This window comes from Streptomyces sp. HUAS TT11, assembly GCF_051553595.1.
Lineage (GTDB): Bacteria > Actinomycetota > Actinomycetes > Streptomycetales > Streptomycetaceae > Streptomyces.
The window spans coordinates 7,925,026-7,943,671 of the sequence record NZ_CP196184.1 but is presented as its reverse complement, the minus strand read 5'-3'; the positions used below and the strand labels follow the sequence as shown (position 1 = coordinate 7,943,671).

The following is an 18,646-nucleotide window of genomic DNA, read 5'->3' as shown; positions in this document are numbered from 1 at the left end:
TTCACTTGTGAAGCTCGGACGATGCACGGTTTGCATCAGCCTGCCCTGGACGCGATGCGTGTCGCCACCGGGCAGAGTGGCCAACCCGTTGACCGCGAATCGGCCGAGCGCCTCGAGAAGCCGCCCGCCCCTGCCGAAAGTGCGGGACCACAGGGTCACCTCCTCGCTGGTCTGCACACCGCCGGTGACGGCGTAGACGGCAGACGGCAGAACCGGATCCGTACCACCGGTCCGTGGTCCCCGCGAGGATCCATGAGCTCCTGTGGCCGTAGGAGCAGAGGAATCGCGCGCCCGAGCAGCCGCCGCTCACCGGGCACGAGAGGCCGATCGGGCACTGCACCACGGCGCGCCCATCGCGGTGACTGAGACTGTGGCGCCGACACTTGCACAGTCGGCTCGGCAGTGACTGACCGAGCCGCTCCTTCGCGCACCATGTGGCGGATCTGCCAGTCAGCGCGGAAGTGCCTCGATGAAGGGTAGTCATCAGGCGTGTAAACGATGCGGTCCAGGTGGAATCCGGCGGAGGAGAAAGGCTCACGCCACTGGGCTGCGCTGCGTTCCTTACGGTCGTGAGGGCGAGCATGGTCAGGACGATCAGCTTGGTGGTGTGCGGTTCGTCGCCGAACAGTACGACGCCTTCGATCACGACCGGCCGAGCACCGGGCGCCCAATTCAGCGACGCAGGTGGCCTGCGAAGACGGTGAGGTGTTCGGTGTCCTCAAGGCCACTCCCCCGTCAGACCTCAGACCGCCGGCAGCACGTCCACAGGTGCCCAGGCCGTGCCCGGGCCGCGTCAAACCCCGGCAGTGCGTGACCGCTGTGACCGCTTACTCCGATGTATCGCCGTGTGTGCCGCCTGGATGATCTCCGCGAGGGCGGTCGGCTGGGAGAGGAACGGCGAGTGTGAGGAATCCAATTCCACAACCGTCGTCGGCCGAGTCGAAATATCGTCGATCTCCCGCGCCATGAGGCGCTGCAACTCGGGACGTATCGCATTGTCCCGGGCGCAGACAACATAGCTGTGCGGGATCGAACCGTACCGTTCGGCGGTCACGATGATCGGTTCGAAGGCAACCCCGGCAGGTGCGTCCGGTGTCAGCATCGAGATGGCCGCCACAGCGGTCGCCTCGTCGATTTCGTCGTTGTAGAACGTCTCGCGGATGGCGGCCCACCCATCGCTGTCGCCCGTGTCGAAGCGCAGCGCTCCGACGGAAGCCGGGTCTGCCGAAAGTCCGCTCGCCACCAACTCCCCGGCGTTCTCCGGCATACTGATGTATTGCCCTGTCGGCATCCCGCTGACAGGGGCGAACGCCGCTACGTACATGAGTTCGGCGAACAGCTCCGGCGCCTGTTCCGCGGCGGCGGTGGCCACGGTGCCGCCCATACTGTGCGCCACGACCAGGCACGGCCGGCCGTTTCCGATTCGCCGCACCTGCTCAACCAGGCTCGCGGCAGCCGAGGACGCGGTGATCCCGGCTACCGGTGAGGGCTCCAGGGCAAAGGCACCGGCGTCGAAAGGACGCCGCCACAGTGATTGAGGCGAGCGGCTCTTCAGCCCATGTCCGTCGAGATCCACCGCAACCGAGGCAACACCACGGCTCGCAAGTTGCTCACTCACCAGACTCCAGCACCAACTCCCGTGCCAGAAACCATGAACGAGGACGACGGGGGGCGTGGCATCCATATTGTTCTCTCTCATCCTTCGTATCCATCAACACAACTGGGACCAGCAGGACTGTAATCATGTGAAGTTGATGAAGGAACGGCTCAGCCACGTACTGACGAGCGGTGGATAAATCGGGCGGCAGTCAGGTCGCCGGTCAGCCCGTTTGCACAATACGACGGCCCAAGTGCGACGATGCGATGCATGAAGAACCCTTTCGATGCGGCCATCAACCCGATCGGCGGTGCAAACGCGGTCTTGAGGCCCACCCCGGGCACTCAATTGACAGACCGGATCCAATTGGGGGACTTCCTGCGCCGTCGCCGCGCGGCCTTGCGCCCTGAGGACCTCGGCCTCGCCCCCGGCACCCGGCGTCGGACTCCCGGGCTGCGCCGCGACGAGGTGGCGGCGATGGCCAACATGTCCACCGCCTATTACGAAAGTCTCGAGCAGGCCCGCGGGCCACAGCCATCGGCCTCGATGCTGGCCGGCATTGCGACCGCCCTGCGGCTGACACCCGACGAACGGCACCATCTGTATCTGCTGGCCGGACAGGCGCCTCCGACGCCGGCCGAGCCGCCGCACTACATCGACCCGGGACTGTCGTACACAATGGACGCGGTGGCTGCCACCACACCTGCGTCCATCTGCGACGACCTCTCCAATGTCGTGGCGCAGAACCCGTTGAACCTCGCACTGCTCGGCTCGTTCACGGACAGACCCGGCCATCAAAGAAACCTGACCTGGCAGTGGTTCACCTCCGCGCACTGGCGTTCCGTACTGCGCTCGGCGTCACCGCAGGAGGAAGAGGCGACCAGCCTGTCGTACGTGGCCGACCTCAGAGCCACAGTCGCCCAGCGCGGCCATGATCCTGCCGCGACAACACTTGTCTCCGATCTGCGCGAAGCCAGCGCGGAGTTCGACGAGATGTGGAATCAGCACCGGGTGTCGACACTGCACTGCTCAACCAAGATCGTGTTCAACCAGCACGTGGGCCACCTCGATCTGGACTGTGTCGTTCTCGCCAGTCCACTGTCCCGGCAACGACTTCTTATGCTCCAACCCGTGCCAGGCACGGAAACCGCGGACCGCCTGAACCGCCTCCAGCTGTTGATCAGCCGCGGACGGTCAGCCGCCACGCTCTGAGGCGGACGGCGCTCGACGTCTGCGCGGCTGTCACCATCCCGAGCGTCGGCGGGACTGCGGCAGCTGCGCGGACGCCCCTCAAGGGCCTGGTCTCACTGCGGCCGACGTCACCAAGTGGTCGACGCGGCCGACCTCCCACCGCTGCGGAGCCTGGGCGAGCAGCGGCACACCGGACCTCCGACCGCCGAGGGCCTTGGCAAGGCCCTCGGCGTCACCGAACGCCTTCCCCGTCGCCCGCGGGGCACCCGCCGGCAGGGGGCGCAGAGCGTGTGCGGCGACTCAGCGTGGCTCGTCAGTGCACCAGCAGGTCGATCACGCCCGTCAGGCCCTCCTCGCCGTTGTCCTCGGCCAGGCGGCGCCGCATCAGCTCGAAGTAGGGGCGGAGCAGTTCCGGGCTGACGCCCTGTTGCTCGGCGGTACTCAGGAATGTCGGCGTGCCGGCCACCTGCATGGCGAGATTGGATACGACACCATGGGTGTAGTCGCCGCTCCGCAGATGGTCGGCGGTCTGGTGAACTGCCGGGGCCATCGCCACGAGCCAGTCGGCGAGCAGCGGGGCGAGCGACGCGGGGTCGATGTCCTCCTTGCGCATCAGGGCGAAGGCGTGCGCGGTCCCGGCGAACATCCCGTACATGGCGCTGAGCAGGGCCACGTCGTGCAGGGCTGCGAAGCCCGCGTCCGCGCCGACGTAGGTAGTGGCGGCCGGGACGCCCAGGGTCTCTTTGTGTCGCTCGAACAGCTCCCGCGAACCGCTGTAGAAAACGTAGCCGCCGGCTTCCGGGACGCCGATCATCGGAGGGACAGCCATGACTCCGCCGTCCAGGTACCGGGCGCCACGTTCGCGGGCCCAGTCGGCGCGGGCGCGGGCCTGGGCGGGGGTGCTGGTGGTCAGGTTGACCACGTCCCTGTCGACCAGGTCGGTGCCGGCCAACGCCTCGCCGACCGAGGCGTCGTCCAACAGGCAGACAACGACGAGGGTGTTCGCTGCGACCGCCTCGGCGGCGCTGTCCGCGGCGCTCGCCCCCTCGGCGGCGAGTGCCGCGGCGCGGGCCGGGGTGCGGTTCCAGACGGTGAGCAGGTGGCCGGTGGTCAGCCAGCTACGGGCCAGTGCGGTGCCCATCGCACCGAGGCCCAGCAGGGTGACGGAGGTCTTCTCAACAGTGTTCTGTGCCATGCCGATTAGGCTGGTCACATGCCCGGAGGCGATCAAGTACCTACTTTGGAGTGGGTGGTTACCCCGGGGTGAGCGAGCACGTCAGAGGGGTGGGCATGACGACGCTGAACCGGCCGGGCGCACCAGACGGACACGCCTGCGGGATCGACACTGCGATGGAGGTGATCGGCGGCAAGTGGAAAGTGCTGATCCTCTGGGCGCTCCACGAGCATCCCCACCGGCGCTTCGGCGAGTTGCGTCGGCTGCTTCCGGGGATCACGGAGAAGGTGCTGGCCTCTCACCTACGTGAGATGGAAGCGGACGGCATCGTGCACCGCTTCTCCTACGACGAGGTACCGCCCCGCGTCGAGTACTCGCTGACCGAGGACGGCATGCGCCTCGACGACGCACTCCGGCCGCTGGCCGCGTGGGGACGCGAGCGCCCGACCGGTCGTGGGCAGCAGGGGAGGGCGGGTTAGAGGGCGTGCTCGGCTCGGACACGAGCCCGGTGATGCAGACCGTCAGCGTCGACGACGCCCTGCTGTCCCGGGGCCCGATCAAGTCTGCGCCGCTCACTCTTGTGCCTCTGCCTCCCGGCCGGAGATCCGTGTGCCGGGGTCGCTGAGCTCGATGATGGTGCCGACGTTGTCGGTGATGAAGGCGATACGCCGGCCGGCTGCTGGTATGTCCATGGGACCGCCGATCAGCGGCACGTCGAGCTCGAGCAGCCGGGACAGCGCCACGTCGAGATCTGCTACGGCCAGGCAGAAGTGATGCAGGCGCGACGTGTGCATGCTCGTGAGGATGTTGTCGGTCGGCGCCGCGCCCCGGTTCGACGCGCCCGCAAGAAGCTCGATCTTCACGTCGCCTGCGCTGAGGAAGACGAACGTCGTACCGTGGGACTCAAACTGTTGTTCGACATCGAATCCGAGGTTGCGCGAATACCACGCGATGGTGGGGTCGAGGTCCTCTTGCGTAACGGTGATGCCCACGTGGTCGTGGGAGAACGTCAAGGTCATGTCCATGAGAGTCGTCGGTCGCCGGGCCGGCGACCAGAGAGAGGGATTCGGTAGGAAAACCATTACCACCTTCGGGGTGGCGTCGCGTGCGACCATCGGTCTCATGACCGCTGACGTCGCGAAACTCGGCCCGATGCTGCGCACCTGGCGCGGTCGTCTCTCACCGGACGCAGCGGGCCTGCCCAGCGGTCACCGGCGCCGGGTCATGGGACTGCGCCGGGAGGACCTTGCCGAGCTCGCGGGGATCTCGGTCGATTATGTGGTCCGCCTGGAGCAGGGACGCCATGTGACTCCGTCGGCGCAGGTGACCGCAGCGCTGGCACGCGCCCTGCAACTCACCGACGCCGAGCGGGATCATCTCTACCGGCTGGCCGGGCTTGCCCCTCCGGGCGGCGGGGAGGTCTCGGACCACATCCCGCCCGGTCTGCGCCGCATGCTGACCCGGCTCGGCGACTCCGCAGCTGCCGTGTTCGCCGCGGACTGGCAGCTCATCTGGTGGAACCGTTGCTGGGCGGCGTTGCTGGGCGACCCGTCCTCAGTGCCTCCGGCACGGCGCAACTTCGCTCGCGACACCTTCCCGGCCGACGGAGACGCAGCTTCCCTGTCGCACTGGCCGGTGACCTCGCTCAGCCGGCCGGAGGTCGAGGCTTCCGTCGTGTCCGACCTGCGCCGCGCCACGGGCCGGTTCCCGGACAGCGAGCGCCTGGCCGGCCTGATCCGGGATCTCACGACGGACAGCCCGCGCTTCGCCGAGCTGTGGGCCTCCGGCGTGGTCGGCGCACACCGGGAAGACCACAAGATCGTCCAGCACCCGGCGACCGGGCCGATCGCGGTGGACTGCGACGTCCTGACCGACGGCGACGCGGAACGCAAGATCGTCGTTCTCTCCGCAGCCCCCGATACCGAGGACGAAACCAAGTTCCGTCTGGCAGTGGTATCGGGCACCTCCAGATCCGCTATCGCCTGAGCGGAGCAACCCGGTGATCAGGTTGCTACGAGGGCTGTGATCGTCGGTCAGGACGGTCGCAAGGCCAGACAGCCCTGACCAACCTCACCACCGGCCACACGAGGGCGTTATCCGTGGAACAGCTTCGGACCGGCCCCGCGACCGGCACCCCGTCAGCCGCCCACCAGGGCCGACGAACGCTCAGCGCCTGATCTGTGCGGCGCTGCCTGCCGCAACATCAGATTCGTGCGTCAGTAAGCCGCCACCCGCAACACCCGCTCCTCGAACCCGATCCTCCAGTGGCAGCTGCCAGGGACAGCCGCGCTGAAGGACACCACCGTGACGCGGCACCACCACAGCTCATCTGCTCGGGGACTACTCCACGGGAGTGCGGTGCGTGACAGGCGGGGCGTTCCGGTTCGAGGCCGTCTACATCAGCCAGCCGTACGCCGGCCGCGGTCTTCCACGCCGACACGCGGCGGCCGTTGGTCGTTGGGATGGTCCGGGTCGGGGTCTCCGAACCACCGCGACGGTGTGTGCTCGCCGTATGCGTCGTGCCAGTCCCACCATTCGTAGGGCGGGGTCTGCGGGTAGCCCTCCGGTGAGTCCTCCCACTGTTCCTGGCGTCCCAGCGCGGTGATGTCGAGGTAGCTCCATGTGGTCCCCAATGCCTCGTCGCCGCGGTTGTGGATGAAATAGGTGCGGAACACGCTGTCGCCGTTGCGAATGAATGCGTTCGTGCCGTGCCATTCGTTCACGCCGAAGTCGATGTCGAAGTCGCCGGCAATCGTGTACCACGGCATCTTCCAGCCCATCCGTGCCTTCACGCGCTCGATGTCCGCCTGCGGCGCACGGGAGGCGAAGGCGAGCGTTGTGTCGCGGGCGTTCAGATGGGCAAGGTCGGGGACGTGATCGGCCATCATGGAGCAGCCACGGCAGGCATGGTGGGGCCAGCCGTCCACGCCGACCTCGAAGAAGGCACGGTAGACGATCAGCTGACGCCGCCCCTCGAACAGGTCGAGCAGGTTCACCTTGCCTTCGGGTCCCTCGAACGCGTACGCCTTGTCCACGGCCTGCCATGGCATTCGCCGTCGCAGGGCGGCCAGTGCGTCACGGGCGCGGGTCACCTCCTTTTCCTTCACGAGCAGTTGCTGCCACGCAGCCTGCCACTCCTGTGGCGAGACGATCGGCGGTGTGTTCATTGTGATGCCTTTCCGGTTTGGCTGTTCGGGGCAAGCCCTGAGGGTCCTTCCGGCCCGAGTGACAGAACCGAGTTCAGCGCGGGAGTGAGCGTGGCAGGCCGAACGACGGGAGCACGCCGGCGTCGAAGCGGGTGATCGCAGAGATCTGGTCGCCGCTGAGGGTGAGGACAACGAGGCCGATTCCGTGGCGGATTCCGGCCGAGGCGCGCAGGTAGGTGCCGAGCGCCGGCTGGCCGTTCGCGCGTGTCGGCACGAAGTCATAGGTCCAGTCCGGACGGAGAACGGTGGCGTAGAAGCGGGCCACGTCGGTACGGCCGTGGTATTCGAGGGGGATCGGCGGCATGGAGAGGTAGATGCCGTCGGTCAGCAGGGCGAGCAAGGCGTTGATATCGCCGGCCGAGTACGCCCGGGTGAACTTCGCCACGAGCGCCTGTTCGGCGGCGGAGCCGGGAGCGGGCGGCGGTTCGTGATTGCCGGTCGGTGGCAGCTGGTGGCGCTGCAGCCCGGCACGGGCCCTCTTGAGCGCGCTGGTCACCGATTCGACGGTCGTGTCCAGCATGTCGGCGACCTCTTTGGCGCGGTAGCCGAGTACGTCGCGCAGGATGAGCACGGCAAGCTGGCGGGCCGGCAGGAGCTGAAGTGCGGTCACGAATGCCAAGGAGATGGCTTCGGTCTGTTCGTACCGGGCCGCCGGGCCGAGCGGGGTGTTGATCGCACCTTCAAGGAGGGCGTCGGGGAACGGCTCGATCCAGACAGCCTCCCCGAGCCGGGTCGGCTCGGGCGGTTCGATCTCGGAGACGTCCCACGGTGCGGCCGGCCGGCGGTTCGCCGAACGAAGCGCGTCGAGGCACCGGTTGGTAGCGATCCGGTACAGCCAGGTGCGGATCGAGGCACGTTCCTGGAACGCCCCGATGCCCCGCCAGGCGGACAGGAGCGTGTCCTGAAGAGCGTCCTCCGCGTCCTGAAACGAGCCGAGCATCCGGTAGCAGTGCACCTGTAGTTCCCTGCGGTGTGGCTCGGTCAGCTGCCGGAACGCGTCGCCGTCCCCGGCTCGCGCCCTGGTGATCATGTCGGTGGTAGCCGTCCTCACTCGCGTTACCTCTCTCCCGCACGTGTGGCGTTCGGAGTATGGACGTCGGCCGAGGTCCGAACTGGGCGCCTTGCGGGCACCCGATTTCGCGACCGTGCGACGTCTGCATCCTCGACGACTCGGACGGCGGGAGTACGCGGACCGTCCGCACAGCTAGGAGGACGCATGTCAATCACTGACAAGACAGTTCTGGTGACCGGAGCCAACCGCGGTATCGGGCAGGCGCTGGTCGAGGAAGCGCTGAGCAGGGGTGCGAAGCACGTGTACGCGGGTACGCGCCGGCCGTTGACTCATTCGGACGAGCGCGTCACGCCACTGACTCTCGACGTGACCAGCGCGGAACAGATTCACGCGGCCGTCCAGAGCGTCGCATCGCTGGACATCCTCATCAACAACGCCGGGCTGGCGATCTACGAAGACCTCAGCGATCGGGCCGCGCTCGAGCAACAGCTCGCCGTCAACTTGTACGGAACGTTCGGCGTGACCCACGCCTTCCTGCCCTTGCTGACCGCTTCGAGGGGAGCGATCGTCAACGTACTGTCGCTGGCGGCCGTCGCGGCGGTGCCGGTCATGCCGGCCTACTCGGTCTCGAAGGCGGCCGCGTTCTCGCTGTCCCAGTCGATGCGCGCGCTGCTGACCAGCCAGGGTGTACGGGTCCACGCCGTCCTGAGCGGGCCGGTCGACACCGACATGTCCCGCGTGCTCGACATTCCCAAAACCGCCCCGGGGTCCGTCGCGCGGAGCATCTTCGACGGAGTGGAGAAGGGCGAAGAGGACATCTTCCCGGACCCTCTGGCCGCGTCTGTCGCCGAGGGCTGGTACGGCGGGGTGGTCAAAGCGCTGGAACGCCAGAACGCGGCCCTCCTCGAAGGAGTGTCTGCTGACTCATGAGCGAAGCGTTTCGCAGAGGGTGGTGAACCCTTCGGAGACGAAGATCTTGCTGCGGCCGACGACGGAGGCCTCGGTACGAACATCGGCCAAGGCCCGGGCCTGCGACGACCTATGAGATCGCGTAGCCCGTGCGTCGAGGCTCGGCACGGGTTGCCACAACCTCGCGCCACTGCGGTCGCCCTGTGACGGCGACGTCGGCCACGACTACGCCGACGTCGCCGAGCACTTGCCTACTTCGAAGACAGCACCATCGCGCCATTCCTCCTCGCCAAGGACGTCGTGCAGCACTGCTCCCACACAGCGCGCGTCGAACTCGCCTCGTCCCGCAGACACCTCACTGACATCGAGCGCCAGCGCGGATTCCGCCAGAAGCCCCTGTCGCCGAGGGACAACCCTCCCCTCGGCGGCAGGGGTCACTTCCACGCTCCCCAACCGGGCCTTGTCGAAGGAGGTGCCGTCGGATCAGGAGTTCCGGCCTGGGACGACGGGTACCGCTTCCACGGCCCGCGGAGTGAGGACCGGTGCGGAACCTCCGCCTCTGCCCAGGGTGACTCAGGTTGCAGGCAACGGAAAATGTACTGCCGACCTATGGCTCATCGTCCGTGCGCATCGCGGTGGGTCTCTGTCATGGAGGCGTCCATTCCAGCTGAGAGGCGGCGGTAGGCGGCTCGGGCGTGGAGAAGGCGGGCCAGTGTCGTGCCCAGGAGAACTGCGGTCAACAGGCAGAAGAGCCAGAACGCGTCGCGGTGTGCGGCCCAGGTCAGGGTGCCGGCGGGAGGGATGGCGAAGCCGTTGAGGAAGAGCCAGCACAGCGCCGCTGTGCCCGGGGCAGCGGTGAAGCGGGCACGCACTCCCAGCAGAGCTGCGAGCAGGGACAGAACGCCGAGGGCGAGTGAGGGTCGAGCGGGGCCGACGACCGCGTTGAGGAGTGTCACCAGCAGCAGCGCACCGCACGACGCGGCAGCCCACACCAATGGCGTGGCCAGCGGTTCGGGAACAGGACGGGCCCCAGGACGGAGGGGCACCCACTCGATCATGATCGTGTTTCCTTCCGCTGCTCCGCGCCCAGCAGACACATGCGCCGACCGGTTCTGCGCTGTGGAGCCGGCGACCGGCCAAGTCTCATCCTCCCAGGCTGCTCGAGAGGAAGGTCGGCGAACGCCGAGTTCGAATCCCTCGTTGGGGGTGCCATGGAGGGTTGTGCACAGAAACACCGGATCAGACAGGGGGCGGCCGTGGGCGTTGCACGTATGAGCAGAACGGAAGGCACGTACGAGCGGCAGCTCAGCATCGACAATCATTCGCCCCTGCCATGGCCACCGAACGAACCACCGCCTTCCGACGAGCCGCCGCGGGCATCCGCCGGAGCGCGGCACTGAACGCGGACGAAGATTGCCGGACGTAGGCAATGTCTCGACCGATGCCCGCGTGTGACGATGCGCGTGCTGACCGGGGGAAGGGCAAGGAGGGGCGGTGTGCGCGGATGGCCTGGTTTCTGGGTTTCGGCATTACGGGGATCGTCCTCCTTGCCCTGTCGCTCATCTTTGATGGTGTGCTCGAAGGGCTTTTCGACAGTATTGATGGGCTGCACGCCCTGGGAGACGGGCTGTTGTCGCTGCCGCTGATCGCCGGATTCGTCTCCATGCTCGGCTTCTCCGGGGCGATCGTCATGGGCACGACCGGGCTGGGTGCGGTGGCAGCGACCGCCGTCGGGGCACCGGCCGGTGTCGTCACGGCCTGGCTTACCTATCGTCTCAGCCGCACGTTGATGAGGGATCACTCCGGAGTCGCCCCTCGAGAGGGGGACTTGATCGGTGCATCGGGGGCCGTGGTGACCGCAATCCCGGCCGACGGATACGGCGAGATACTGGTCCGTCTCGCCGGGCAACCCGTGAAACTCGCGGCCAGGAGTCCCCGTCCCGTCGCTCGCGGTGCCGAGGTATGGGTGGAACAGGCGCTGTCTCCCACAGCGGTGTCCGTGCGCCTGGTAGAGCGCTGAGCGGTCCCGCCGTCTTTGCCGCTGCACCGATGCGACGGCGCCGTTCATTGACCTGACCTCTTTCGATTTTGAGGGGAATACCCATGAATTCAGTCGTTATTGGCGTGGCGGGAATCGTCGTGCTCCTCGTCCTTCTCACATTGGTCGTCATCAGCCGCTACAAGGTCGCGGGCCCCAGCGAGGCGTTCATCGTGACCGGGCGGCGCGGCAAGAAGTCCACCGACCCGGACACCGGGCGGGTGTTCACCGACAACAGCGGCCAGAAGGTCGTGGTCGGTGGCGGCGTGTTCGTCGTGCCTTTCGTGCAGCAGAAGTTCAGCCTTGCTCTGTCCTCGCGGCACATTCCCGTGGCGGTGCGGGGCGCGGTGACCCTGCGGGGGGTGAAGGCCAACTTGGAAGGCGTGGCCATCGTCAAGGTCGGCGGCACGGAGGACTCGATCCGCGCTGCCGCCCAGCGGTTCCTGATGCAGCAGGACGGCATCGTCGGCTTCACCCAGGAGGTGCTCTCCGGCGCGTTGCGTGCGATCGTGGGGCGGATGTCGGTGGAGGACATCATCCGCGACCGCGCCGCCTTCGCGGGCCAGGTGGCGGAGGAAGCGGAGGCGAGCCTGTCCGGCCAGGGCTTGGTGCTGGACGCCTTCCAGATCCAGGACATCACCACCGAAGGCTCCTACCTGGAGGACCTCGGGCGCCCGGAAGCCGCACGCGCCAAGCAGGAAGCCGACATCGCCGAGGCTGTCGCCCGGCGGGCCGCCGAACAGGCACGGCTGAAGGCCGAGGAAGAAATCGCGATAGCCCAGCGGACCTTTGCCCTGAAGCAGGCGGAAATCAAGGCGGAGACCGACGAGGCTGCGGCTCGTGCGGCAGCCGCGGGGCCGCTGGCGGAGGCTGCCCGGCAGCAGGAGATCCTTGCCGAGCAGGAGAAGGTCGCCGAATGGCAGGCCGCGCTGACTGACCGCCAGCTCGACACCCAGGTACGCAAGCCGGCTGACGCCCAACGGTACGCCGCCGAGCAGGACGCCGAGGCACGGCGTGTGGCCCGGGTCAAGCAGGCCGAGGCCGAGCGGCTGGCCGGCATCGCTGCCGCACAGGCTGAGGCGGAGCGGGCCCGGCTCACCGGTGAGGGGGAGAAGCAACGCCGCAGTGCGCTGGCCGAGGCGGAAGCCATCGAAGGGCTGAAGCAGGGAGAGGCGGAGCGCTCCCGGCGTGCGGCGATCGCGGAGGCAGTCCGGCTGGAGGGTGAGGCTGAGGCGGCCGCGATCGGCGCGAAGGGCACAGCCGAGGCCACAGCGATGGAAAAGAAGGCCGACGCCTTCGATCGGTACGGCGACGCAGCCATACTGCAGATGCTCGTGGAGGTACTGCCGCAGGTCGTCGCCAAGGCGTCCGAGCCGCTGAGCGCAGTGGACAAAATGACGGTCATCTCCACCGACGGTGCGAGCCGGCTGTCACGGACCGTCGCCGACAATGTGACCCAGGGCATTGAACTGCTCAGTTCCAGCACCGGAGTCGACCTCTCCGAGCTGCTGAAGGGCATCACTCGGCGCAACAGCGACACACAGTCCGCGGCCACACCGACCGCCGTGGCCAACGGAAGGGTCGAAATCGGCTGAGATCCGCGTCCAACCGCGACAAGGGGCCCGTCCGGCATCGAGCCGCTGGGCCCCGAGTCCGGTCTTCTGCGACAGGCGCCACCACTCTCCTGGCACTCCCACCAGCCGGTGACGTGCCGACTCGCGCGGCGTCGTTCCGAACGCGCTGAGCTGGTGAAGGTCGTCTGGGTACCGTCCAGCCAAGCGGGCCAACACAGCCGCCATGGGGCGCCTGCGGACCGGTGGTATCCGGTTCGCCCGCGGTGAGGTCGCCGCGCTGGTCGAGTTGTCGCCGGTGAGCATCGTCCACCTGTCCTTCCGTATGAAGCCAGGCAATACCGTCGGAGGCGACGAGCCGTCTCACAGGGGTCTGTTCGGCCAGTCGAGCAGCCGGGCTCCGAGCACCGCGGTCTGCAAGGTGTAGCGGTGGGCGGGGTCGGTCGGGTCGCTGCCCGTCAGCGTATGGATGCGCTCCAGCCGGTAGGTCAACGCGCGCACACTGAGCGACAGCTTCCGGGCTGCTGCAGCAGCCACACAGCCCGTGTCGAAGTACGTGGTGAGTGTGTCCAGCAGCGGCTGTGCTCCACCGCGCGCCTGCACCAGCGGCTCCAGGGTGTGATGCACCAGATCCACCAGTGCCTGCCGGTCCCTGGCCAGGACGGGAAAGACCAACATCTCGGAGGCGCGCAGTAGCGGGTCTTCGAAGCCCATACGCTGAGCGACGTCCAGGGCGTTGAGGGCCTCTTCGTAGCTGTGACCGATGCCAACGGTTCCCGTCCGGGGGCGGCCGATGGCCACTTGGCTGGCGCCGGTGGCAGCGTATACGAGCTTGGCGAAGTGGATGAGGACGTCTTCCTGGTCACCGGGGGCGATGCACACCATCCGCCCGTCCTTCGTGGTGAAGAGGATCCTGCGGCTTTCGAAGCGTGCGAACAAGTTGTCCGCCACCTGCCGGGGGACACGGTCGGTCTCGTCGTAGGTCTCCGGCCCTTGTGCCACGGCAACCGCATGGCCGCGGGACAGGCGCAGCCCGAACCGCTCACAACGCGAGGCCAGTTGGCCGGGATCGCCGCGCCCGTGGAGCAGGTCGTCGATGAATTCGCGCCGGACCGCTTCCTCCTTGCGGACGACCAGTCGCTGCGCACGTTCATATCCGTCGGCGAAGGCATCCACTGCCTGCTCGATCACCGTCAGGACATGTACCGGATCGGCTGCCACGGGGCGGCCGTCGCGGCCGGCGGTGATGTGGGCGCGCACAAGATCACGCCAGCCGTGTCCGGTCTCGGCCGCTCTGGCGCCCAGAGCGCGATGCGACTCGATCTCGTCGCGGGTCAGGCGGCGGCCCGTGGTGGCGGCGTCCGAGAGGACCTGTTCGAAGCCATCGAGGAACGTCCCGATGACGGTCGGGATGGTCACGTCGTTTCCCCTCGGTTCGGATGTCGTCGGGCGTGTGCTCGGGCACTGCCGTGAAGAGAGCAGGGGCGCACGCGATGCCGCAGCAGCGGGCACCGCTCCGGCGTATTCAGCGGTTGGCATGTGCGGTTGCCTCGACGGGTTCGGTCACCATGGCGGCATCCGGCGACTCCTGCCAGGTGCGGGTGACGAGGAGGCGGGCCAGGGGCTCGGTACAGCGGGCGGTGAGCGGACCGACGACAACCAGGATCAGGACGTAGGCGGTGGCCAGGGAGCCGATGCGTGGTTCAACTCCGACGGCGAGCCCGGCGATGACGATGGAGAACTCGCCACGGGCTACGAGAGTGCCGCCCGCCCGCCATCGGCCCTCGGCCGAGATCCCGGCGCGACGGGCAGCCCAGTACCCGGTGACAATCTTGGTGAAGGTCGTCAGGACGGCGAGTGCGAGTGCCGGCAGCAGAACCGGTGGGATGTCTGCGGGGTCGGTGGACAGACCGAAGAAGACGAAGAAGACGGCGGCAAATAGATCCCGCAGCGGGGTGAGGAGGTTGCCGACTCCTTCGGCGACTTCGCCGGACAGGGCGATGCCGACGAGGAAGGCACCAACAGCGGCGGACACCTGGAGGTCCTGGGCGATGCCGGCGACGAGGAGGGTGAGGCCGAGCACGACCAGCAGGAGCATTTCCGCATTGTCGGAGGAGACTGCACGGCTGATGAGTCGGCCGTGCCGCAGCGCCACGTACAGGACGGCTCCGACCGTGCCAAGGGCGATCAGCACGGTGACGGCACCGCCCGCCAGGCTCACCCCGGCAAGCAGAGCGGTAAGGATGGGCAGGTACACCGCCATGGAGAGGTCTTCCAGGACCAGGATGCCCAGGATCACCGGTGTCTCACGGTTGCCAAGCCGCCGCAGGTCACCGAGGACCTTGGCAATGACCCCGGAAGAGGAGATCCAGGTGACACCTGCCAGCGCGACGGCGGCGACCGGACCCCAGCCGAGCAGCAGCGCCATCCCGGCGCCAGGTACCGCATTGAGGACGAAGTCGACCACGCCGGAGGGGTATTGGGTCTTGAGGCTGGTGATGAGCTCGGAGGCGCTGTACTCCAAGCCAAGCAGGAGCAGCAGGAGGATGACGCCGATCTCGGCGCCGGTGGCGACGAACTCCTCACTGGCTCGCAGGGGCAGAATGCCGCCGTGGCCGAAGGCGAGTCCTGCCATGAGGTAAAGGGGTATGGGTGAGAACCCGACCCGTCCTGCGAGCCGTCCGAGCAGGCCCAGGGCGAGGATGATGACCCCGAGTTCGATGAGCATGGCGGCGGTGTTGTGCACGGGCGTCAGTCCTCCGGCTGTCGGCGACCGCGTCTGCGCCTTCTCGGCGCCTGCGGCAGGCGGGTGCTGCGGGCAGGATCGGCGATGCGGGTGGGCGTCGAGGAGCGCTCGGTCAACGGACGGCGTGACCGAGGCGGTTCTCGGGGAGCAGGTCAGCGGTGTGGCAGGCGTCCCTCACTGCCTGGCGGGACACAGGACGGCAAGGACGTAGCAGCGTCCGCTCGCAACTTGGGATTCAGGGCCCTGACCTTGGACCTGATTCAGGGGCGTGTGCGCCTTGGGTCGGCGCCGTCCGAATCGGGCACGCTGTCGCGAGCTGTGTTGTCGATGCGCACGGTCCTGACAGCCGCTTGGGGTTGACGGCAGGATGCCTCGTCAACCGGCAGGTCGACGGACTGGGAAGGTCGATCCATTTGACGTCCCCCCATCACACCCAGATCCAGAATCGCCGGAGACGGCCACCTCAACAGACTGAGTAATCGGCCACCCAATAGAGAGTCACGACTCAGTAAAGAAGCTTAGCGTACGACTAATCGCGCATAGGGAACTTATAAGCACTAACCCGCAGTAAGTAGAGCCCACGCACTGCACTGACCACGCACCTACGGCGGCAGGCGATGGAAGAGCAAGGAACGCCGGCATGGCCCGGAGGCGCTCAACCGACCCAGCAACTGTCAGGCAGAGAGAGGATGCCTGCCTCGGAGGATCTTCCATAACCATGTACGGTCCCGAAGCGACCTCTCGTCGCTGTTGCGGCCGGGCATGCGGGGCGTGTGCCCGGTTGCGGGATTTCCATCGGAGTGGTGCTCGATCCACGACAGACCGTCCATGTCCAGGCGCCCGCAGGTGCGGGTGATGGCCACGTAGGCGAGGCAGCCCACGCTGTCGCCGATGGGCCCTGGGCCCTGGGCCCTGGGATGGCGTGTTTCATGTCATCCTTTTGGTCGCTGTCTCTCGGCCAGGTGAAGTCGTCGGCGATTGTCACCTGGACCCAATCACGTCCCCCCTTGGACTTGTGCGGAGCGGAGACGGCCACCTCGGCGCGCTGCTCGAGGGCGAGTCCTGCCGCAGATCCATTTATCCATTCCGTCTCTCAATGTCATGACCAACAACTGTTGGACTTCTGGATTTGCGGTCCTTAGGCTCGGGCAGGACCGGCCTTCCGTGCGAGGAGACCTCGACCACCTGTCTTCCGTTACCGGAGGAGATTTCCGATGAAGCAACGCACGATCGGCGGACAGGCCGTTTCGGCGACGGGGCCCGACGGCATGCCGTTGTCCATCACCCACGAAGCCCGCAGATCGATCGCAACGATCCACACCGCACTCGACGCCGGTGTCACGCTCATCGATACGGCGGACGTGGCCCACCGCGACGCCGACGAGGTCAGGTACAACGAGTCGCTCATCGCCGTGGCTCTGCGCGCGTTCGATCGGGGCCCGAACGACGTGCTCGACGCGACGAAGGGGGCCGCCTGCGGCCCTGCAACGACAGCAGGACGGCGAGCGGCAATCCGGCCCATCTCGAGCGGGCCGCGAAGGAGTCGGCGAAGGGCTTGGGCGTCGAGGTGATCGGCCTCTACCGGTTCCGCAGCCCCGACCCATGTGTGGTGTACGCCGATGCGATACGTGACTCGCCGGACGAGGGCGTAATCCTCATGGCGGGCATTTCAAACTGCGACCGTGGACCGGATCGACGAGGCGAACGAGATCCTGGGCGGTCGTCTGGCGTCGGTCCGGAACAGGTTCTCACCCAGGTTCCGCTCCAGCCTGCGCCGGTTGGAGCGCTGCCCGGAGTTGGGCACAGCGTTCCTGCCGTGGCGCCTGCCGTGCGGGATCGCGAACGCGCCCGAACTCCCGGCGCTGCCACCGACGTCACGTTCACCCCCGAGCAGATTTCCCGCCTGCCGGCGGCCTGAGCCGCCCCGTAACGGCACCGACATACCCCTTACCGACAAGGACACGATCGTGAAGACTTTCAACCTGCCCGGCACCGACATGGTCGTCCCGAACGTCGTGCTCGGCCTGATGCGCATCCAGGACAAGAGTGACGAGGAAGTGCGAGAACTCCTCGCCACCGCGATGGACGCGGGCATCACGTTCCTTGATCACGCGGATGTGTACGGCAGTGAGCTGCACGGCTGCGAGCGCCGCTTCGCCGAGGCCATGCAACTGGGCCCCTCACAGCGCGAACAGCTGATCATCCAGTCGAAGGTGGGCATCGTCCGTGAAGGCCCGTACTTCGACTTCTCCTACGAGCACATCGTCGAGTCGGTGGACGGTTCGCTCAAGGCTCTGGGCACCGACTACCTCGACATCCTGCTGCTGCACCGCCCCGACGCCCTGGTCGAACCCGAAGAAGTCGCGCGTGCCTTCGACCAGCTGGCCGCGGCAGGCAAGGTAAGGGCCTTCGGTGTCTCGAACCACACCCCCCGGCAGATCGACCTGCTGCGCCGCTACGTCAGCCAGCCGCTGGTGGTGAACCAGCTCCAGCTGTCGATCACGCACGCCCCGCTCATCGCGCAAGGCGTCGCGGCCAACATGCAGGGCCTGGAGCAGTCGGTCACCCGTGACGACGGGCTCCTGGACTACTGCCGGCTGCACGACATCACCGTGCAAGCCTGGTCACCGTTCCAGGCCGGTTTCTTCGACGGCCCGTTCCTCGGCTCGGCAAACCATCCCGAACTCAACGCCGTCATCGACCGCCTGGCGGCGAAGTACGGTGTGCCGCCCCTGGCGATCGCGACGGCCTGGATCACCCGGCATCCCGCCCGGATGCAGGTGGTCATCGGTACCACCACACCGCAGCGTGTCGCGGACGCCGCCCTCGGGTCGGACGTGCCGCTGACCCGCGCGGAGTGGTACGACCTGTTCCGCGCCGCCGGTTACATCGTGCCCTGACCACCGTCCCGGCCCGGCGGCACAGTCAACCCACCGCATCCTCTTGGACCGTGCCGCCGGGGTCCTGAACCGTTGCCCCGTACCGGGGCGATTGGGTCAGCAACAGTGCCTCATCGGCTATCTCGTCATCACTCAACTACCGCTGCCCCCTCGCCTCCCATCAGAGTGCGACGTCACCGAGGCCCTGCAGGACGCCGTTGAGTACGAGCAGATCTTGTTGTCCGGAGGCGTCGTACTCCACCGCCAAGGCAGCGGCCTCTATCGCACGCGCGCGGTCGGCCTTCGTCACATCGCCAGGCAGT

General features: G+C 67.4%; 17 protein-coding genes. 8 read left to right on the top strand and 9 right to left on the bottom strand.

The annotated features are described in order from the left end of the window. Positions 1-793: 793 nt before the first annotated feature. Positions 794-1,699: an alpha/beta hydrolase gene (locus ACSHXN_RS35680; RefSeq protein WP_356292265.1), complete on the bottom strand. Its 906-nt coding sequence runs from the start codon at positions 1,697-1,699 to the stop codon at positions 794-796. Between the two features lie 168 nt (positions 1,700-1,867). Between ACSHXN_RS35680 and ACSHXN_RS35675 the strand changes: the two genes are divergently transcribed. Continuing rightward, complete coding sequence (locus ACSHXN_RS35675; RefSeq protein WP_356292266.1) at positions 1,868-2,809, top strand: helix-turn-helix transcriptional regulator; 942 nt, start codon at positions 1,868-1,870, stop codon at positions 2,807-2,809. Between the two features lie 292 nt (positions 2,810-3,101). Here ACSHXN_RS35675 and ACSHXN_RS35670 read toward each other — a convergent pair whose 3' ends face one another. Further along, positions 3,102-3,983 (bottom strand): NAD(P)-dependent oxidoreductase, encoded by an 882-nt coding sequence (locus ACSHXN_RS35670; protein WP_355130314.1) that lies wholly within the window; start codon positions 3,981-3,983, stop codon positions 3,102-3,104. A gap of 95 nt (positions 3,984-4,078) precedes the next feature. Here ACSHXN_RS35670 and ACSHXN_RS35665 point away from each other — a divergent pair, with 95 nt between their 5' ends. Continuing rightward, entirely contained in the window at positions 4,079-4,441 is a 363-nt protein-coding gene (locus tag ACSHXN_RS35665) for a winged helix-turn-helix transcriptional regulator (protein WP_355130316.1), read from the top strand. A 93-nt stretch (positions 4,442-4,534) separates the two neighbouring features. Here ACSHXN_RS35665 and ACSHXN_RS35660 read toward each other — a convergent pair whose 3' ends face one another. After that, complete coding sequence (locus ACSHXN_RS35660) at positions 4,535-4,981, bottom strand: VOC family protein (RefSeq protein WP_355130318.1); 447 nt, start codon at positions 4,979-4,981, stop codon at positions 4,535-4,537. Positions 4,982-5,084: 103 nt separating this feature from the next. Between ACSHXN_RS35660 and ACSHXN_RS35655 the strand changes: the two genes are divergently transcribed. Beyond that, entirely contained in the window at positions 5,085-5,948 is an 864-nt protein-coding gene (locus ACSHXN_RS35655; RefSeq protein ID WP_355130320.1) for a helix-turn-helix transcriptional regulator, read from the top strand. A gap of 413 nt (positions 5,949-6,361) precedes the next feature. On the opposite strand, the gene ACSHXN_RS35650 is transcribed toward ACSHXN_RS35655, so the two are convergent. Together ACSHXN_RS35650 and ACSHXN_RS35645 are read right to left on the bottom strand one after the other, a co-directional pair. After that, on the bottom strand, positions 6,362-7,129 hold the full coding sequence (locus ACSHXN_RS35650) for a DUF899 domain-containing protein (protein WP_355130322.1): 768 nt from the start codon (positions 7,127-7,129) through the stop codon (positions 6,362-6,364). A 73-nt stretch (positions 7,130-7,202) separates the two neighbouring features. After that, positions 7,203-8,219 (bottom strand): sigma-70 family RNA polymerase sigma factor, encoded by a 1,017-nt coding sequence (locus ACSHXN_RS35645; protein WP_438305102.1) that lies wholly within the window; start codon positions 8,217-8,219, stop codon positions 7,203-7,205. A gap of 192 nt (positions 8,220-8,411) precedes the next feature. Here ACSHXN_RS35645 and ACSHXN_RS35640 point away from each other — a divergent pair, with 192 nt between their 5' ends. Next, positions 8,412-9,110, top strand: coding sequence for an SDR family NAD(P)-dependent oxidoreductase (locus ACSHXN_RS35640; RefSeq protein WP_356108820.1), 699 nt, complete (start codon positions 8,412-8,414; stop codon positions 9,108-9,110). A gap of 593 nt (positions 9,111-9,703) precedes the next feature. Here ACSHXN_RS35640 and ACSHXN_RS35635 read toward each other — a convergent pair. After that, a complete protein-coding gene (locus tag ACSHXN_RS35635) occupies positions 9,704-10,147 on the bottom strand; it encodes a hypothetical protein (protein WP_355130328.1) in 444 nt (147 codons plus the stop codon). 446 nt (positions 10,148-10,593) lie between these two features. On the opposite strand from ACSHXN_RS35635, the gene ACSHXN_RS35630 reads away from it, so the two are divergent. Both ACSHXN_RS35630 and ACSHXN_RS35625 read left to right on the top strand, forming a co-directional pair. Beyond that, a complete protein-coding gene (locus ACSHXN_RS35630) occupies positions 10,594-11,109 on the top strand; it encodes a hypothetical protein (RefSeq protein ID WP_438305099.1) in 516 nt (171 codons plus the stop codon). A gap of 83 nt (positions 11,110-11,192) precedes the next feature. Beyond that, positions 11,193-12,722 carry a flotillin family protein gene (locus ACSHXN_RS35625; RefSeq protein WP_356108823.1) on the top strand — a complete coding sequence of 510 codons (1,530 nt, stop codon included), beginning with the start codon at positions 11,193-11,195 and terminating at the stop codon, positions 12,720-12,722. Positions 12,723-13,061: 339 nt separating this feature from the next. Here the strand turns inward: ACSHXN_RS35625 and ACSHXN_RS35620 are convergent, their stop codons facing one another. Together ACSHXN_RS35620 and ACSHXN_RS35615 are read right to left on the bottom strand one after the other, a co-directional pair. Then, positions 13,062-14,117: a PucR family transcriptional regulator gene (locus ACSHXN_RS35620; protein ID WP_438305096.1), complete on the bottom strand. Its 1,056-nt coding sequence runs from the start codon at positions 14,115-14,117 to the stop codon at positions 13,062-13,064. 106 nt (positions 14,118-14,223) lie between these two features. After that, on the bottom strand, positions 14,224-15,444 hold the full coding sequence (locus ACSHXN_RS35615) for a cation:proton antiporter (protein WP_438305094.1): 1,221 nt from the start codon (positions 15,442-15,444) through the stop codon (positions 14,224-14,226). 1,214 nt (positions 15,445-16,658) lie between these two features. Between ACSHXN_RS35615 and ACSHXN_RS35610 the strand changes: the two genes are divergently transcribed. After that, on the top strand, positions 16,659-17,015 hold the full coding sequence (locus ACSHXN_RS35610; protein ID WP_438305092.1) for an aldo/keto reductase: 357 nt from the start codon (positions 16,659-16,661) through the stop codon (positions 17,013-17,015). A 396-nt stretch (positions 17,016-17,411) separates the two neighbouring features. Continuing rightward, positions 17,412-18,344 (top strand): aldo/keto reductase, encoded by a 933-nt coding sequence (locus ACSHXN_RS35605; protein WP_355130340.1) that lies wholly within the window; start codon positions 17,412-17,414, stop codon positions 18,342-18,344. Positions 18,345-18,504: 160 nt separating this feature from the next. On the opposite strand, the gene ACSHXN_RS35600 is transcribed toward ACSHXN_RS35605, so the two are convergent. Next, positions 18,505-18,633, bottom strand: a complete 129-nt coding sequence (locus tag ACSHXN_RS35600) for a hypothetical protein (RefSeq protein ID WP_438305089.1) — start codon at positions 18,631-18,633, stop codon at positions 18,505-18,507. Positions 18,634-18,646: the final 13 nt, after the last annotated feature.

What these genes read in the sequence shown, in the direction of transcription:
- ACSHXN_RS35680 (WP_356292265.1), bottom strand. Translation starts at nt 1,699, where the DNA reads ATGAGAGAGAACAATATGGATGCCACGCCCCCCGTCGTCCTCGTTCAT.
- ACSHXN_RS35675 (WP_356292266.1), top strand. Translation starts at nt 1,868, where the DNA reads ATGAAGAACCCTTTCGATGCGGCCATCAACCCGATCGGCGGTGCAAAC.
- ACSHXN_RS35670 (WP_355130314.1), bottom strand. Translation starts at nt 3,983, where the DNA reads ATGGCACAGAACACTGTTGAGAAGACCTCCGTCACCCTGCTGGGCCTC.
- ACSHXN_RS35665 (WP_355130316.1), top strand. Translation starts at nt 4,079, where the DNA reads ATGACGACGCTGAACCGGCCGGGCGCACCAGACGGACACGCCTGCGGG.
- ACSHXN_RS35660 (WP_355130318.1), bottom strand. Translation starts at nt 4,981, where the DNA reads ATGACCTTGACGTTCTCCCACGACCACGTGGGCATCACCGTTACGCAA.
- ACSHXN_RS35655 (WP_355130320.1), top strand. Translation starts at nt 5,085, where the DNA reads ATGACCGCTGACGTCGCGAAACTCGGCCCGATGCTGCGCACCTGGCGC.
- ACSHXN_RS35650 (WP_355130322.1), bottom strand. Translation starts at nt 7,129, where the DNA reads ATGAACACACCGCCGATCGTCTCGCCACAGGAGTGGCAGGCTGCGTGG.
- ACSHXN_RS35635 (WP_355130328.1), bottom strand. Translation starts at nt 10,147, where the DNA reads ATGATCGAGTGGGTGCCCCTCCGTCCTGGGGCCCGTCCTGTTCCCGAA.
- ACSHXN_RS35630 (WP_438305099.1), top strand. Translation starts at nt 10,594, where the DNA reads ATGGCCTGGTTTCTGGGTTTCGGCATTACGGGGATCGTCCTCCTTGCC.
- ACSHXN_RS35625 (WP_356108823.1), top strand. Translation starts at nt 11,193, where the DNA reads ATGAATTCAGTCGTTATTGGCGTGGCGGGAATCGTCGTGCTCCTCGTC.
- ACSHXN_RS35610 (WP_438305092.1), top strand. Translation starts at nt 16,659, where the DNA reads ATGAAGCAACGCACGATCGGCGGACAGGCCGTTTCGGCGACGGGGCCC.